This window comes from Chimaeribacter californicus, from assembly GCF_002858675.1.
GTDB lineage: Bacteria > Pseudomonadota > Gammaproteobacteria > Enterobacterales > Enterobacteriaceae > Chimaeribacter > Chimaeribacter californicus.
On record NZ_PJZF01000005.1, the window covers coordinates 1 to 16,113 of the forward strand.

Annotated in this window: 18 protein-coding genes; 10 read left to right on the plus strand and 8 right to left on the minus strand. The window is 60.8% G+C overall.

The window, feature by feature from the left end; translation table 11 throughout:
- Positions 1 to 745: 745 nt before the first annotated feature.
- Both CYR55_RS07715 and CYR55_RS23305 read right to left on the minus strand, forming a co-directional pair.
- A complete protein-coding gene (locus tag CYR55_RS07715) occupies positions 746 to 1,678 on the minus strand; it encodes a DUF808 domain-containing protein (RefSeq protein WP_101815583.1) in 933 nt (310 codons plus the stop codon).
- A complete protein-coding gene (locus tag CYR55_RS23305; RefSeq protein ID WP_146000964.1) occupies positions 1,647 to 2,003 on the minus strand; it encodes a hypothetical protein in 357 nt (118 codons plus the stop codon). The genes CYR55_RS07715 and CYR55_RS23305 overlap by 32 nt, the downstream gene beginning before the upstream one ends.
- Before the next feature lie 226 nt (positions 2,004 to 2,229).
- Between CYR55_RS23305 and CYR55_RS07720 the strand changes: the two genes are divergently transcribed.
- Positions 2,230 to 2,499 (plus strand): YdgH/BhsA/McbA family protein, encoded by a 270-nt coding sequence (locus CYR55_RS07720; protein WP_101815584.1) that lies wholly within the window; start codon positions 2,230 to 2,232, stop codon positions 2,497 to 2,499.
- Positions 2,500 to 2,540: 41 nt separating this feature from the next.
- On the opposite strand, the gene CYR55_RS23310 is transcribed toward CYR55_RS07720, so the two are convergent.
- A complete protein-coding gene (locus tag CYR55_RS23310) occupies positions 2,541 to 2,840 on the minus strand; it encodes a hypothetical protein (protein ID WP_146000965.1) in 300 nt (99 codons plus the stop codon).
- A gap of 83 nt (positions 2,841 to 2,923) precedes the next feature.
- On the opposite strand from CYR55_RS23310, the gene aroL reads away from it, so the two are divergent.
- The 3 genes from aroL (at position 2,924) to ppnP (ending at position 4,251) form a co-directional block, all read left to right on the plus strand.
- Positions 2,924 to 3,448, plus strand: coding sequence for a shikimate kinase AroL (aroL, locus tag CYR55_RS07725; protein WP_101815585.1), 525 nt, complete (start codon positions 2,924 to 2,926; stop codon positions 3,446 to 3,448).
- A gap of 116 nt (positions 3,449 to 3,564) precedes the next feature.
- Positions 3,565 to 3,756: a YaiA family protein gene (locus CYR55_RS07730; protein WP_101815586.1), complete on the plus strand. Its 192-nt coding sequence runs from the start codon at positions 3,565 to 3,567 to the stop codon at positions 3,754 to 3,756.
- 204 nt (positions 3,757 to 3,960) lie between these two features.
- A complete protein-coding gene (gene ppnP / locus CYR55_RS07735) occupies positions 3,961 to 4,251 on the plus strand; it encodes a pyrimidine/purine nucleoside phosphorylase (protein WP_101815587.1) in 291 nt (96 codons plus the stop codon).
- Between the two features lie 63 nt (positions 4,252 to 4,314).
- On the opposite strand, the gene rdgC is transcribed toward ppnP, so the two are convergent.
- Together rdgC and CYR55_RS07745 are read right to left on the minus strand one after the other, a co-directional pair.
- On the minus strand, positions 4,315 to 5,226 hold the full coding sequence (gene rdgC / locus CYR55_RS07740; protein ID WP_101815588.1) for a recombination-associated protein RdgC: 912 nt from the start codon (positions 5,224 to 5,226) through the stop codon (positions 4,315 to 4,317).
- A 125-nt stretch (positions 5,227 to 5,351) separates the two neighbouring features.
- Positions 5,352 to 7,940 carry an ATP-binding protein gene (locus CYR55_RS07745; RefSeq protein WP_101815589.1) on the minus strand — a complete coding sequence of 863 codons (2,589 nt, stop codon included), beginning with the start codon at positions 7,938 to 7,940 and terminating at the stop codon, positions 5,352 to 5,354.
- Between the two features lie 144 nt (positions 7,941 to 8,084).
- On the opposite strand from CYR55_RS07745, the gene CYR55_RS07750 reads away from it, so the two are divergent.
- From CYR55_RS07750 to CYR55_RS07765, 4 genes are all read left to right on the plus strand, one after another.
- Positions 8,085 to 9,602: a sugar ABC transporter ATP-binding protein gene (locus CYR55_RS07750; RefSeq protein WP_101815590.1), complete on the plus strand. Its 1,518-nt coding sequence runs from the start codon at positions 8,085 to 8,087 to the stop codon at positions 9,600 to 9,602.
- A gap of 9 nt (positions 9,603 to 9,611) precedes the next feature.
- A complete protein-coding gene (locus CYR55_RS07755) occupies positions 9,612 to 10,604 on the plus strand; it encodes an ABC transporter permease subunit (RefSeq protein ID WP_165699546.1) in 993 nt (330 codons plus the stop codon).
- Between the two features lie 70 nt (positions 10,605 to 10,674).
- A complete protein-coding gene (locus CYR55_RS07760) occupies positions 10,675 to 11,598 on the plus strand; it encodes an ABC transporter substrate-binding protein (protein WP_101815783.1) in 924 nt (307 codons plus the stop codon).
- A gap of 80 nt (positions 11,599 to 11,678) precedes the next feature.
- Positions 11,679 to 12,395 (plus strand): D-lyxose/D-mannose isomerase, encoded by a 717-nt coding sequence (locus tag CYR55_RS07765; protein WP_101815784.1) that lies wholly within the window; start codon positions 11,679 to 11,681, stop codon positions 12,393 to 12,395.
- A 3-nt stretch (positions 12,396 to 12,398) separates the two neighbouring features.
- Here the strand turns inward: CYR55_RS07765 and CYR55_RS07770 are convergent, their stop codons facing one another.
- Positions 12,399 to 13,148 carry a response regulator gene (locus tag CYR55_RS07770; protein ID WP_101815591.1) on the minus strand — a complete coding sequence of 250 codons (750 nt, stop codon included), beginning with the start codon at positions 13,146 to 13,148 and terminating at the stop codon, positions 12,399 to 12,401.
- Between the two features lie 385 nt (positions 13,149 to 13,533).
- Between CYR55_RS07770 and mak the strand changes: the two genes are divergently transcribed.
- Positions 13,534 to 14,451 carry a fructokinase gene (mak, locus tag CYR55_RS07775; protein WP_101815592.1) on the plus strand — a complete coding sequence of 306 codons (918 nt, stop codon included), beginning with the start codon at positions 13,534 to 13,536 and terminating at the stop codon, positions 14,449 to 14,451.
- Between the two features lie 87 nt (positions 14,452 to 14,538).
- Here the strand turns inward: mak and CYR55_RS07780 are convergent, their stop codons facing one another.
- Positions 14,539 to 14,946 (minus strand): type II toxin-antitoxin system HicB family antitoxin, encoded by a 408-nt coding sequence (locus tag CYR55_RS07780; protein WP_101815593.1) that lies wholly within the window; start codon positions 14,944 to 14,946, stop codon positions 14,539 to 14,541.
- A 52-nt stretch (positions 14,947 to 14,998) separates the two neighbouring features.
- A complete protein-coding gene (locus CYR55_RS07785; protein WP_101815594.1) occupies positions 14,999 to 15,181 on the minus strand; it encodes a type II toxin-antitoxin system HicA family toxin in 183 nt (60 codons plus the stop codon).
- Positions 15,182 to 15,489: 308 nt separating this feature from the next.
- Here CYR55_RS07785 and CYR55_RS07790 point away from each other — a divergent pair, with 308 nt between their 5' ends.
- Entirely contained in the window at positions 15,490 to 16,029 is a 540-nt protein-coding gene (locus CYR55_RS07790) for a cupin domain-containing protein (protein ID WP_101815595.1), read from the plus strand.
- Positions 16,030 to 16,113: the final 84 nt, after the last annotated feature.

Below are 16,113 nucleotides of genomic sequence, written 5' to 3' on the forward strand. Positions count from 1 at the left end.
GTAAATGTCCGGCCGCTCATATAATCACCTCATTAGTTATGTCAGTTATAACCTCTGAGCGTGTCTAAATCTATTAAGCCACTACACAGACACGCTCCCGGCGTGGCTGCGACTCTCACGGGCATCCATGCCCGTTCGCCCGGCCCTTCGTCTCCACTCGGCAATGATTTTTACGCCCCCACCACCTCTGCAAACCATCAAGTATGTGAGGAAATAGTAGGTGGGGGATTCTTTTAGGCGTTCAATGTGCTCACGCGATCTTACGGTTCCATGTGGCAGCAATTTTCATGACTGTTTCAAAACCTAAAAAGAGCCTATCTATTCTTTCCTTACATAGCAGAGCGTTTGCAGAGGAGGCGGGGGCATTAAATTATTGCCGACGAGGGCGCAGGGCCGGGCGAGCACACAGGGATGTGTGCGAGAGGTACAGCCACGCCGGGAGCGTGTCTGTACCGGCCCGATTAGCCCGGAGAACGAAGGAGGGAACCCGCTGCGCGGGCAATAATTCTGCCGGATCACCCAAAAGCGCGGGGATGCAAGGGGCGCGCGCTTACGCGCCCCTTGCGCGGTGGCGGCAGCGGAGCCGCAGAAAGAATGCAGGCGTTTGCCAACGCAACAAACCTCGATCCCCATTAAACTCGGCTGTATAAGCAGACATGAACAACCGAAACATGCCACTTAACCACTTAACCACTTAACCACTTAACCATTAACCATTAACCATTAACGGCAAGGAGTCCGCTGCTTAAGCGGCCTCCTCCTTCTTCCCAAACACCTTCTTCCCCAATAACACCCCCCCGAGAACAATCGCCCCGGCAATCAACCCCACCACCAGGTCAACCGCGCCGGTGATAAGCGTACTGACAAACCCGGTGCTGCCGTGGTTCAGCACATCCACCAGGCTGTGCATAAACGGCAAGCCGTGGGTCAGGATGCTGCCGCCCACCAGAAACATCGCAATGGTGCCGACAATCGACAGCGTTTTCATCAGCAGCGGGGCGGTGTGCAAAATGCCGGTGCCCAGCCCGCGCAGCAGGCGCGTGAACAGGCCGTTGCCTTCCCGCTTGCGCAGGTAAAACCCAACGTCATCCATCCGCACAATACCGGCGACCAGCCCGTAGACGCCCGCTGTCATCACCACGGCAATCAACACCATCACCATCACCTGATCCACAAAGCGCACGTGGGCCACGGTGTTCAGGGAAATCACGATAATCTCAGCAGAAAGAATAAAGTCAGTGCGCACCGCGCCTTTGACCTTCTTCTTCTCCAGTGCCAGCAGCTCTTCCTGGGTTTTTGGCACGTTGGCGCGTGGCGCGGCCTCATGGGCGGCCTCTTTCCCATGGAAAAACTTTTCCGCTATTTTCTCAAAACCTTCGTAACAGAGGTATGCACCGCCAATCATCAGCAACGGCGTGATAGCCCAGGGGATGAAGGCACTGATCAGCAACGCCAGCGGCACCAGAATCGCCTTATTGAGCAGCGAGCCTTTCGCCACGGCCCAGACAACCGGCAGTTCACGGTCAGCTTTCACGCCGCTTACCTGCTGGGCATTCAGCGCAAGGTCATCCCCCAGTACGCTGGCGGTTTTCCGGGCGGCGACCTTACTCATCGCGGCTACATCGTCCAAAATAGAGGCAATATCATCAATCAATGCCAACAGGCTGCTTCCCGCCATGGTGTTCTTCCTTTTCGGTTAATTTGTTCAATATGCCGGATAGTAACAAAAACAGGGTGTAACAAGAAATTACCCGGCGCGTCAGTGTGCCGCTCGCCCTGTGACCGGGCGTCCTTTTAAAGATAGGCGCTGACACCGCTTTCGCCCAGCCGTTACCGGGTAAAGAGATGTTATGGGAAAAAGCGGCAGCCGGACGCAAAATAACCAGAAAATAATATAAGGTTTTTGTGCCCTTTGCCGGTAGCGACAAAATAATCGCGTAATCGATGACGGTTTCACCAAAATAATTGAACAGACCAGTGGGTAAAAAAGTTTTTTTACTCAAGCTCCTTATTTCCTCCACGATACTTGAATTTCTTTACACCGGAGGGGAGGTTTTTTTTGGTAGGTGAACCATAATTACTGCTCTGGAATAACACGCCATAACGAAAAACGTGTAGTAAACGTGTAGTACATATCCGTGCCGGGGAATTCCCTGTCCCGCTCTATACCCTGTGTGCGAAATACATTCTTTGTAAGAAAATCATCTGCAAAAGTATGAGGAGAGTGTCATGAAACTGTTACCTGTCATTACGGCTGCGCTGTTGACGGCCGCCTCGTTCTCTGCCCTGGCGGCGACCGAAGTCAACCGCAGTGAGGCCAGCGGCCTGCAAAGCATGGGCACCGTCACCGTCAGCGGGATCACCGGCTCGCCGGAAGATGCCATCAGCGCCGTACAGCAAAAAGCGATGGACGAAGGTGCCAGCCATTACCGTATCATCGGCATCGATACGCCCAGTGATTCCAGCCAGCAACGCGTTAATGCAGAAATTTACCGCTGAGTCTCTGTTTATTACCGGTTATCCTGACTCTCACACGCCTATTAAGGGTATGAACCTCCCTTAAATAAAAAATCAGGTGGCCATGGGTAAATAAAAAATGCCGTTGCTTGTTTATAAAGGCTATTTTTTATTACGGTTATTTTTTTTATAAAATAGCGGTTGAACCGGTGTAAATAATAACGGGCCGGCGCATTGCATGGAGATAATAAACGGGAAAGTAAGGCGATTCCGGTGTTATTAGAAAGTTCTGAAAAAACAGAGAGGGCCGGGCGTGCTGTCAAAGTGCGCCCGGCCCTCTCTGTTTGGCTTTTGCTGCCGCGCCGCGTGCTGCGATCAATCATTGCGTCTGTGCAGGTAACAGGTATGATTCCGCCTTTCTGAAGATAATGAGAACTGCCCGGCGTAGTGGCAGAAAAGGACAGCAATGACACAACCTATTTTTATGGTCGGTGCCCGGGGGGCAGGCAAAACCACGGTCGGTAATGCCCTGGCGCGTGCACTTGGCTATCAGTTCACGGATACGGATGTGTTTATGCAACAGACCACCGGCCTGAGCGTGGCAGACGTGGTGGCGCGTGAAGGGTGGGTGGGGTTCCGCCGCCGAGAGAGCGACGCACTGAAAGCGGTCACCGCCCCGCATACCGTGGTCGCCACCGGCGGCGGTGCCGTGCTGGCCGCGGAAAACCGTGCCTTTATGCGCGACGCCGGGCGGGTGATTTACCTGCGTGCGCCGGCCACCACCCTGGCCCACCGGCTGGAAGAGTACCCGCTGGATGCCCAGCGCCCGACGCTGACCGGCAAGCCGATCAATGAAGAGATGGTGGAAGTGCTGGCCGCCCGCGAGGCGCTCTATCAGGAGGTGGCCCATCATGTGCTGGACGCCACCGCCAGCCCGGCGGAGATCGTCGCCGCCATCCAGCGCGTGTTACAAACCGAACCCATAAAATAAGCCGCTGCCGGGCCGCCTTCGGCCCGGTTTTCAGAGACTTCCGACCCGCCGCGGCCCACGCCTTCCCGGAATCCTGTCTATACTTACCTTTCGGTGCATAACGAAAGGAATTAACCATGCCTGGACATCCTCCCTATCCGCGCGAAGCGCGCATCGTCCCTGTTGAAAAGGGCGAAGCCGGTAAAACCGTCACCTGGTACGAGCTGCGGGCCGATCACCCGAAACCGGACACCCTGATCAGTGAGCATGAAACGGAATCGGAAGCCCTTGATTCCAAGCGGCGTTACGAAGACGAAAAGATTGACTAGCGGTCATCCGCAATGTGAAAAAAGCCGGCGCTGATGCCGGCTTTTTCATATCACGTTCTTGTGCCGGGAACATCACGGCAGGCGGGTTTGCGCGCCGGATCGCGTAATAGGGCAATAATCTGTGCCGGGCACGAATAATCAGTGACAGCATGCGCTCCCTGATCCTACTATGGCACTTCTATTTTCCAGCCGTGGGGCCAGACTATGTTGAAAGTTAACGACTATTTTTCAGGGAAAGTGAAGTCTATCGGGTACGAGAGCGGCACCATCGGCGATGCCAGCGTGGGCGTGATGGAAGTGGGCGAGTACACGTTCGGCACCAAACAGCCGGAAGAGATGACGGTGATCACCGGCGCATTGCGCGTGCTGATCCCCGGCTCGCCGGACTGGCAGGTATTTATGCCGGGGGAAACCTTCTACGTGCCGGGCCACAGCGAGTTTAACCTGCAGGTCTCTGACACCACCGCCTATCTGTGTAAATACCTGAGCAAATAAGCCGGTTGCCGCAGAAAAAAGCCGCCCACCGGGCGGCTTTTTCATGGCGGACAGGGCGCGGGATCAGCGCTGGGCTTCTCCGCCGAGCGCCTCAACCACGTTGGCAATCAGGGCGGTGAGTTCGCTGGTCATCAGGATGAAGTCCGCGTCAAAGCGGGCGGCCGGGTCATCCCGGTCGATGTCATCATTCTGGTCACGCAGCGCATCCGCGAACTTCAGGCGCTTCAGGCTGCCGTCATCGGCCAGCAGCAATTGCACGCGCTCCTGCCAGTCCAGCGCCAGTTTGGTCACTACTTTCCCGGCTTCGATATGCACGGCGATTTCATCCGTCACCAGGTCCTGCTTCTTGCAGCGGATCACGCCGCCATCTTCCAGCAGCGCCTTCAGCTCCGCCTCTTCCATCAGCGTGAACCCGGCCGGCAACTCCCCGGCGCGTACCCACTCGGTCAGCGTCAGCTCAATCGGTTTTTCCAGGGTCAGCGGCACCACCGGCAGCGAGCCGAGGCTTTTGCGCAGCAGCGCCAGCGTATCTTCGGCTTTCTTGGCGCTGGCGCAGTCGATCATGATCAGGCCGTTCACGGTGTCGATCCACAGGAAGGTCTGGTTGAACCGGCTGAAGGCGCGCGGCAGCAGGGTGTGCAGCACCTCATCTTTCAGGGAGTCTTTTTCGGTCTTCTTCAGCTTGCGGTGCTGTTCCGCTTCCAGCTTGCTGATTTTGGCTTCCAGCGCCTGCTTCACCACCGGCGTCGGCAGGATTTTTTCCTCTTTGCGGGCGCAGATCAGGATCTGGCCATTGGCGCTGTGGGTCAGATCCTCGCTGTGGCCGCCCATCGGCGAAACCCAGCCGGTTTTGGCCATGTCCTGGCTGCCGCACGGGGTAAAGGTGAAGGCACTGAGCTGTTTTTCCATCTCGTCCGCAGAGAGGGTCACCTCACGGCTTAAACGATAAACCATCAAATTCTTAAACCACAACATCGTCTTATCCCTGTCCGGGCGCACAACGGGCGCGCGGTTAATCACAAGCAGGGCGGCATGATACCCAATTGGCAGCCCCCAGTCCTTAAGAAAAATCCCGCGCCGCGGCCGCCGTGAGGGCGGTGTCAGTGCGCCTGCCAGGCGAGGCGCAGCGCGGCCGCCAGCTGGCGCTGGGTATAGGGTTTGCGTAACAGCACGCCGTCAGGCGGGGGGCCGTCGCCGGGCTGCCGCTGGTCCTGCCCGCTGACCAGCAGGGTTGCCAGCGTTGGGTGGTGCGCCCGCGCCCGGCGCACCACCTCCGCGCCGCTTTCACCGGGCAGCATCAGGTCACTTATCAGCAGGCTGATATCCGGGGTTTGCGCCAGCAGCGCCAGCGCCTGCTCACCGTCGCTGCACGCCAGCGTCAGGTAGCCAAGCTGGTGGAGCTGCTCGCACAGCGTCTGGCGCACATCCTCCTCATCCTCCAGCACCAGGATCAGCCGGTCATCCGGCGGGCTGTCCCGCTCGTCGGCCACCGGGGCGGGCGGCGCGGCGGCTTCCGGCGCGCGCGGCAGTTGCAGCCGCACCCGCGTGCCCTCGCCGGGGCGGCTCTCAATCTGCACCCGGCCGCCCGACTGGCGGATAAAGCCATACACCATCGACAGCCCCAGCCCGCTGCCCTGGCCGACGCCTTTGGTGGTGAAGAACGGCTCGAACACCTGCGCCTGCACCTCCTCAGACATGCCGCAGCCGCTGTCTTCCACCTCCAGCGCCACCATCGCCTGCACCCGCCCGCCGGTGCGTTCCACCTGCTGGTTAGCGAGGCGGATCAGGATCTCGCCGCCGCGCCCCTCCATGGCGTCACGCGCATTCATCACCAGATTGAGCAGCGCGTTCTCCAGCTGGTTGGCGTCAATCCACACCGGCCAGAGCGCCGGGGCCGCCTCCACCCGCAGCGCCAGCCCGGCGGGCAGGGCGTGTTGCAGCAACTCGTGCAGGTTCTCCACCAGTTGCACCATGTCGATCGCCTGCGGTTGCAGCGACTGTTTGCGCGAGAAGGCCAGCAGCCGCTGGGTGAGCTGTGCGCCGCGCTCCGCCGCCTTGAGCGAACGGCCGATGCGGGCGGCGGTTTGCGCCGCCAGCGGCTGCTGTTGCGCCAGCTCCAGGCTGCCGATGATCACCGCCAGCAGGTTGTTGAAATCGTGCGCCAGCCCGCCGGTGAGCTGGCCGACCGCCTTCATTTTCTGGCTGTGGACCAGCGCCTGCTCCAGCGCCTTGCGCTCGGTGCGCTCCAGCACCACGTTGACCATGCCGCGATCCGGCAGCGGGCTGAAGCGCAACTCAATCACCCGGCCATCGTTCAGGCGCACCTCCTGCGGGGCGGGCAGGCGGCGGGTCAGCCCGGCGAGCGCCGCCTCCCACGGATGATCCGAGGCCGGGCCGACGCGTCGCAGCAGGGTGCGGTAGTGCTGGCCGCGATGCAGTACGTGCTCATCCAGCCCCAGCAGCAGCGGGTATTGCGGGTTCCACACCACCAGGTGGCCGGTGTTGTCAAAGAGGGCAAAGCCGTCGCGCATCGCCAGAAAGGTGGTTTCCAGTTGGGTGCTTTTCTCTTTCAGCAGGCGCGAGGTGTGCTCCAGCGAGGCGGTATTGCGTGCAAAAACGTTGAACGCCCGCGCCAGATCGCCCAGTTCATCGCGCCGTTGCAGCGCCGGGACGCTGACCTCCCGCTCCCCGTTTGCCAGCCGCGTCATCGCCCCGGCGATCGCCGTGAGGTGGGAGCCGAGGTTTCGGTAGATATAGAGCCCGGCAAACCCGGTGATCACCAGCGCCAGCAGCGCAATCACGCTGATAAACCCGCTGGCGGAATTCAGCTCCTGATGGTTCTGGTGGGTGCGCTGCGCTGAGGCGTCCGCCACGTTCTGCACGTAGTGATTGATGTCCTCATTGAGCATCGCCACCAGCGCCTTAATTTGGTAGGTGTAATAGGCGATCGCCAGGTCGCTCTGTGCCAAATCGGCCGCCAGCGGCGTCAGGCGTGCTGCGGTGTGTTGGAACTGCGCCATCTTTTCCGCCAGCAGCGCATCCGCCGGGGCCGCCGGCCACTGGGCCATCACGCGGTCGATCTGCTCCGTCACCGCCTGCGGGGCCGGGATCTGGATGGCGAGGGTCAGCAGCCGGTTCAATTCAATCGCCAGCTCAGCCGGCAGCGGCGAGGGCGGGCGGCGCACGGCAATCTCAATAATGTGATGCAGCGTGGACTGATCCTGATAGAGCGCACTCAGCAACTGGTTGCGCTGCATATGCCGCTGGTGGCCGAGCAGCAGCAACCGGCTGACGCTCTGTTGCAGCGTGGTGCTGCGGTCGGTGAGGCGCGCCACCAGCGCCGGGTCACGCTGTGCTAACGGGGCAACGGCCAGCCCGCGCAGGGAGTGCTGCAGGGCGAGTTGCGTCTGCTTCAGCCGTGCCGATTCGCTCTGGTACTCCAGCGCGCCCACCACCTGCGACAGCCGCACGGCGGCGGTGGCGACGTTCGCCGTGTCGCGCGCCAGCGCCATGCTGCCGTTCATCTCCGCCAGCGTTTGCGCCTGCGCCTGTTCCTGAATCTTCCCGGCATGGTGGAAGCCAAAGATCGCCACGGCGCTGACCGTGAGTGTCAGCGCCATCACCAGCAGGTTAAACATCAGCAAGCGCCCGCGGGCACCCGCCAGCAAACGGGGGGAGGAGATGGCCATACGGCTCCTGAGGCAGAGAAAGGGACTCGCGCGATAATAAAAGCCCCGGCCGGAAAGATTATGACAAAAATGAACGGCGGCTGACATGCAGCGTTTATCTGGCGGTGGTGAACTGCACTTATCCCGACCTGACAGGAGAGGCCGATGGCCGCCACCCCGATTCTGGAAATGCAACATATCTCACGGCGCTTCGGGCAGTTCTACGCACTGAAGGATGTCAGCCTGACGGTCTACCCCGGCGAAGTTCATGCGCTGATGGGCGAGAACGGCGCGGGCAAAAGTACCCTGATGAAAATCCTGGCCGGGGCCTATACCGCCAGCAGCGGCACCATCCTGATTGACGGCCGGCCGCACCCGATCCGCGGGCCGAAAGATGCGCTGGCCGCCGGTATTACCCTGATCTACCAGGAGATTAACCTCGCGCCTAACCTCACGGTGGCGGAAAACATCTTCCTCGGCAGCGAGCTGCACCGGGGCGGGCTGGTGCGGCGCACGCAGATGGCCGACGAGGCGCAAAAGGTGATTGACCGGCTGGGCGCGCAGTTCCGCGCCACCGACCGGGTGATGACGCTGAGCATCGCCGAGCAGCAGCAGGTAGAGATCGCCCGTGCGCTGCACCGCAACAGCCGCATCCTGGTGATGGACGAACCCACCGCCGCGCTCTCCAGCCGCGAGACCGATCACCTGTTCGGCCTGATCAAACGGCTGCGCGGCGAGGGGATGGCGATCATCTACATCAGCCACCGCATGGCCGAGATTTATGCGCTCTCTGACCGGGTCAGCGTGCTGCGTGACGGGGAGTATGTCGGCAGCCTGACGCGTGACAACCTCAACGCCACCGAGCTGGTGCGGATGATGGTGGGCCGCCCGCTGAGTGACCTGTTCAACAAGGAGGCGCAGCCGGGCACACCGGGGGCGGTGCGGCTGGCGGCAGAGGCGCTGACCGACGGCGGCAAGGTGCACCCCTGCACGCTGAACGTGCGCGCCGGGGAGATCGTCGGGCTGGCCGGGCTGGTGGGGGCGGGGCGCTCCGAGCTCGCCTCGCTGATCTTCGGCGTTCACCCGGCCACCGGCGGCCGGATCCTGATTGATGGCAAACCGGTCAGCATCCGTTCACCGCGTGACGCCATTGCGCTCGGCATCGGCTTTTTGACCGAAAACCGCAAAGAGCAGGGGCTGTTTCTGGAACTGGCCGCGCATGAAAACATCGTGATGGCGACCCTCGGGCGCGACGCCCGTTACGGCCTGCTCAACCGCAGCAAGGGGCGTGACATCGCAGGCGAGGCGATCCGCGCACTGAACATCCGTGTGCCCCATGCGCAGGTGCGCGCCGGGGGGCTGTCGGGCGGCAACCAGCAAAAATTGCTGATCTCACGCTGGGTGGCGATCGGCCCGCGCATCCTGCTGCTGGATGAGCCGACGCGCGGCGTGGATGTCGGCGCCAAGAGTGAAATCTACCGGATGATGAACCAGATGGCCCAACAGGGCGTGGCGATTCTGATGATCTCCAGCGAGCTGCCGGAGATTGTCGGTATGAGTGACCGGGTCTATGTGATGCGCGAGGGCGCATTGGCCGGGGAGCTGGCGGCGCATGAGATCTCGCAGGAGAACATTATGACGCTGGCTACCGGCGTCGCCCTTCCCCAGGAAACCTCCACGTAAGGAATCATGATGATGAGCAAAACAGAGACCGCCGGGGCGAAATCCCCGGCGCTGAAACGGGCACTGCTGGGCGACCTGATGCAAACCGTCGGCATTCTGCCGATTTTGATCCTGATCGTGGCGGTATTCGGCTTTCTCGCCCCTAACTTCTTCACCGATGCCAACCTGCTGAACATTACCCGGCAGGCGTCGATCAACATCGTGCTGGCGGCGGGCATGACCTTTATCATTCTGACCGGCGGCATTGACCTGTCGGTGGGGTCGATGCTCGGGGCCACGGCGGTGGTGGCGATGGTGACCTCGCTGAATCCGGCGCTGGCCACGTTCACCATCCCGCTGGCGCTGCTGGCCGGGCTGCTGATGGGGCTGTTCAACGGCGTGCTGGTGGCCTGGGCCGGGCTGCCGCCGTTTATCGTCACGCTCGGCACCTATACCGCGCTGCGCGGGGCGGCTTACCTGTTCGCCGACGGCACCACGGTGATTAACTCCGATATCAATTTCGAATGGATCGGCAACGGCTACCTGGGGCCGATCCCGTGGCTGATCATCATCGCTTTCGCGGTGATCGCGATTTGCTGGTTCATCCTGCGGCGCACCACCCTCGGCGTACACATCTACGCGGTGGGCGGCAACATGCAGGCGGCGCGGCTGACCGGCATCAAGGTCGGGGTGGTGCTGCTGTTCGTCTATGCGATGAGCGGGCTGCTCTCCGGGCTGGGCGGGCTGATGAGCGCCTCGCGCCTCTACAGCGCCAACGGCAACCTCGGCGTCGGCTATGAGCTGGACGCCATTGCGGCGGTGATCCTCGGCGGCACCAGCTTTGTCGGCGGCATCGGCACCATTACCGGCACGCTGGTGGGTGCGCTGATCATCGCCACGCTCAACAACGGCATGACGCTGATGGGCGTCTCCTACTTCTGGCAACTGGTGATCAAGGGCGCGGTGATCATCATCGCGGTGCTGATCGACAAATACCGCACGCGCCACCACCAGACGGCCTGATGTTTACCCTGAACCCTGTGTACCCTACAAAAACAAGGAAAACCCGATGAAAATCCGCTTCAACGCTGTGATGGGCGCGCTGCTGACCGCAGGCGTGCTGCTCTCTGCGCCGCTGGCGCAGGCAAAAGAACTGAAATCGATTGGGGTGACGGTCGGCGACCTCGCCAACCCGTTCTTTGTGCAGATCACCAAAGGCGCAGAGAAAAAGGCGCGTGAACTGGCGGGCGACGGCGTGAACGTGACGCTGGTCTCCAGCGGTTACGATCTCGGCCAGCAGGTCGGCCAGATCGACAACTTTATCGCGGCGAAAGTGGACATGATCATCCTGAACGCGGCGGACTCCAAAGGCATCGGCCCGGCGGTGAAACGCGCCAAAGAGGCGGGGATCGTGGTGGTGGCGGTGGACGTCGCGGCCGAAGGGGCGGACGCCACCATCACCTCGGACAACACCCAGGCGGGGCAGATCGCCTGTAAATACATCGCAGACCGCCTGAAAGAGAAGGGCAATGTGGTGATCATCAACGGGCCGCCGGTCTCGGCGGTGCAGAACCGGGTTGAAGGCTGTATGACGGAGCTGAAACAGCACCCCGGCATCAAGCTGCTCTCCCATAACCAGAACGCCAAAGGCAGCCGCGAAGGCGGGCTGGAAGTCATGACCTCGCTGCTCTCTGCCAACCCGCACATTGACGGCGTGTTCGCCATCAACGATCCCACCGCGATCGGTGCCGATCTGGCGGCCAAACAGGCGCAACGCAGCGAATTCTTCATCGTGGGCGTGGATGGATCGCCGGACGGCGAAGAGGCGCTGAAACGCAAGAACTCGCTGTTTGTCGCTACCCCGGCGCAAGACCCGCAGGTGATGGCATCGAAAGCGGTGGAGATAGGCTATGACATTCTCCAGGGCAAACCCGCGCCCACCGCGCCGGTGCTGATCCCGGTCACGATGATCGACCGTAACAGCGTCAGCGGCTACAAAGGCTGGACCGTCAGATAACCCGACGCCGGTACGCACGTACCGGCCCTTTCCACCGGCAGGAGGTGCCCACCATGCCTGACCAGAATACCGGGGGCCGCATGGCCCGCTCGCAGGTTAACCAGATCCTGCATGAGACCCGGCAGTTTTTCGCCCGGCAGGATCTGCACCTGCCGCCGTTTGCCCACTTCAGCCCCGAGGCCTGGGCGCAGCAGCCGCAGGAGGCCTGGCAGGAGGTGTTTGATCTGGGCCTCGGCTGGGACGTCACCTGTTTCGGCTCCACCGATTTTTACCAGCGCGGCCTGACGCTGTTCACCCTGCGCAACGGCTCCCCCTCGGGGCAGCCCTATGCCAAATGTTACGCGGAAAAGGTGATGCACTGCCGCGAAGGGCAGGTGACACCGATGCATTTCCATTGGCGCAAGCGCGAGGACATCATCAACCGCAGCGGCGGCAACCTGATTATTGAGCTGTATAACGCGGACGATCCGGCGGGCACGACGATCGATACGCCGCCGGGGCTGGCAAACACGCCGGTGGAGGTGGTCACTGACGGCTACCGCCAGACGCTGCCGCCCGGCAGCCGCATCCGGCTGTCGCCCGGTGAGAGCGTGACGCTGCCGCCGGGCATGTACCACAGCTTTTGGGGCGAAGAAGGGTTCGGCGATGTGCTGGTGGGCGAGGTGTCGATGACCAACGACGACCAGCATGACAACTGTTTCCTGACGCCGCTGGCGCGTTTCACCGCGCTGGAGGAGGATGAGCCGCCGCGCTGGCTGCTCTGCACCGAGTACCGGCGCGGCCTTGACCCGGCCTGACTCTCAGGCAATGTGGCGTGGCGCAACCGCCCGCGCCGGGCGCTGCACGTCAGCGGCAAACACATAGCCCAGCCCGCGGATCGTGCGGATCAGCATCGGCTGGTGGGGATTTGCCTCGATCTTGCGGCGCAGGCGCATGATCAGCACATCCACGGTGCGATCAAACACGTCCAGCGTTTCGCTGTGGGTCAGCTCCAGCAATTGATCGCGGGTCAGTACCTGGCGGGCGTGGGCGATCATCGCCAGCAGCAGCGTATATTCGCCCTGGGTCAGGAAGACTTCCTCCCGTTGCGGGTTGTGCAGGGTGCAACGCTGCTCGTCGAGCCACCAGCCGTTGAACCCCCAGCCACAGGCGGGTGCGGTGGGCGGTGCCACCGTCAGCGCGCCGCTGCGGCGCAGCACCGCCTTGGCCCGCGCCACCACTACCCGGTTATTGAACGGCTTGGCGATGTAGTCATCCGCGCCCATCTCCAGGCCGACCACGATGTCAGATTCCGCGCCGAGGCCGGTCAGCATCATCACCGGCAGGTCAGGACGCAGGCGGCGCAATTGTTGCAGTACCAGCAGGCCGTTGGTGTCCGGCAGGATCAGGTCCAGCAGCACCAGCGCGATGTCCGCGTGCTGCGCGACCTGATGCAGCGCCTCCTCGCCCCGGTGGCAACAGCGCACGGTAAACACATGTTCGCTCAGCACATCATGCAGCAGGTCACAGATGGCCGGGTCATCATCCACAACCAGAATGGCGGGTTTCATGGCAAGACTCCTTGCGGGGTGCCGACGCAGACAACCTTACGTGCCCGGCAGGCAGGCACCGCAAACCGCGCAGGGGTGTTAAAGAAAGGTTAAAACCAGTGTAACCGATGCGCCTGTGGCGTTAATTGCCGGGCACCGGAACTGTGAGCAAACTCTCCTCGCAGGGCGGTTTTTTATCACCCGGTATACCGGTTAACGCCAAATGCAGCCGGACGAGGCATGGGGAAGATTCAGACTGGTCGGGGTTGCCGGTGTGCCATAGCGGCAGCCACTATACTTACCAGCATGACGACCCTGACTACGTTTACTGACTGGGTTTACAACGAGTTTACTGACTCTGTTTATAACTATTTTTATTTACAACTACTGCCCCGGAGAGAAGATCGTGCGAATTGGGATTGATTTAGGCGGCACCAAAATAGAGGCCGTGGCCCTGGCTGATGACGGGCGTGAATATTTCCGTAAACGGATCGACACGCCGCGCCACGATTATGACAAAACGCTGGAGGCGATTGTCGGGCTGGTAACGGACGCGGAAAAAGCTACCGGCGAGCGGGGCAGCGTGGGGATCGGCATTCCCGGCACCCTGTCGCCCTATACCGGCCTGGTGAAAAATGCCAACTCGGTGTGGCTCAATGGCCAGCCGTTCGACAGCGATCTCTCCCGGATACTGCAACGGCAGGTGCGGGTCGCCAATGATGCCAACTGCCTGGCCGTCTCTGAAGCCACCGACGGGGCCGGTGCAGGCAAACACACGGTGTTTGCGGTGATCATCGGTACCGGCTGCGGCGCGGGCATCGCGATCAATGGTGAAGTGCACGCCGGGGGCAACGGCATCGGCGGCGAGTGGGGGCACAACCCGCTGCCGTGGCAGGATGATGACGAACTGCGCTATGCGCGTGAAGTGGCCTGCTACTGCGGCAAACCGGGCTGCATCGAGACCTTTATCTCCGGCACTGGTTTCGCGCAGGATTACCACCGGCTGAGCGGGCAGGCGCAGAAAGGCGCGCAGATCATGGCGCTGGCCGGGCAGGGCGACGCGGTGGCTGAACTGGCGCTCAGCCGGTATGAATTGCGGCTGGCAAAATCCCTGGCGCATGTGGTCAACCTGCTCGACCCGGATGTGATCGTGCTGGGCGGCGGCATGAGCAACGTCGACCGCCTTTACCAGACCGTGCCGCTGCTGCTGAAACAGTGGGTCTTCGGCGGTGAATGCGAAACCCCGGTGCTGAAGGCGAAACACGGTGATTCCAGCGGCGTGCGCGGTGCCGCCTGGCTCTGGCCGCAGGGGCAGTTGCGCTAAGCGGTCAGGGCAAGCCGTTACTCACTCAGCGCGACGGGGAAGGGGGCATCTCTTCGTCGCGGTATTTATTCACAATGCGTGATTATCTTATGAATGTTTCCCCAATTCACGCCGGGCCAGTTCAGCTAAAAAACCGCTACGGCTGTGATATTCACGATGGGCACTGACGTAATCATCAATCCGGGCCAATAAAAACTGCGGCAGCGTAATGTTTAATTTCGTGGCCTTTCCATCATATTTTGTTAAGTCGATATCGACATAAGCCCAAATCCCATCGGTACAGGCGTCATTCTTCAAATGGTCAGCCACGGTTTTTGCTTTATCCGGCGCATGGCCTTGCTCAACCCGGTACGTAAAATAGAGGTCCAGGGCGTTTTGCGCGTCGCTGATCGCGTCGTCAATGGTATCACCCGCAAAATAACAGCCGCTCACGTCCGGCACGAAACCGGAAAAAGAGCCGTCGGCTGCCTGATGGAGATAAAGGGGATATCTCATGCTTACACCTTCTTTTTAGCTTAACGAGCGGCCTGATAACCGCGTCGTGATGTTATTTTAACCCTGCCTGTTTCAGGATGCTGTGAAGCGTTCCTGCCGCCAAATCCTTACGCGGATGGGGAATCACTATCGGCCTGCATTCTCCCGCCTTTTCGAAGATGTAATGGGAGCCATTGGCGCGAACACATTCCCAGCCGAGTGCTTTAATTTTCCTGATAAGTTCATCACTGGACATTTTCCTTCCCTGGGTAATACCCCATCATCGTACTTATAGTTATACCCACCGTCAACACTCATACCCACTGTGGGTTTAGGTGTTTTTTTATGCATTGCTTTCATAAAAGAGCACTCTGCTGCTTGATACGGAATAAAAACTGCGTTACCAGCATGTTCCTACGTGCCATTTAGTGAATATGTAATAATCTGCAAGCACATTCCTCGCACTCCCAGTAATGGGCTGGCGTAAAAAACGTGCTACGCCTGATAAGGGCAACCTACCTGGCTATGCCGTATCACATTGAGCCATAACGGGAGATAACGGTTATGACCCACAACCCCTTGTTAAAGCATCATAAAGCGCCTGACGCAGGCACCACGCCGGACACCTCCGCGGCGTTTCCTGCTGCCGTAACGGCCGCTGAGGTGGCCCCGGTGAGCCGGCCTTCGCTCTACCCGGAGCCGTTCGCCACCCAGATGGCAAAGCGGGAAAAACGGCAACTCGGCGATCAGTTCGGCCTGACGAATTTTGGCGTCAACCTTGCGCGCATTGCACCCGGCGGCACCTCGGCGCTGCGCCATTTCCATACCCGGCAGGATGAGTTCATCTACATCCTGGCCGGGCAGCCGGTTCTGGTGACCAACCGGGGCGAAACGCCGCTGAAGCCGGGCATGTGCGCCGGTTTTAAAGCCGGTAACGGCGATGCCCACCATCTGATCAACCGCACCGCCGGGGAGGTGGTGTATCTCGAGGTGGGCGATCGCAGTGCCGGAGACGACGTGATCTACCCGGACGATGATCTGCTGCTGAAGGAAGACAGCCAGGGCAACCCGCAGTTCCTGCATAAGGACGGCAGCGCGTATTGATCGCGGCAGCGGACGTCAGGGCGGTGGGGCTGCGGCAAAGGCCGCCCGGCCACGAAACCGGGCGGCGCGGCCAACAGCGCCCCT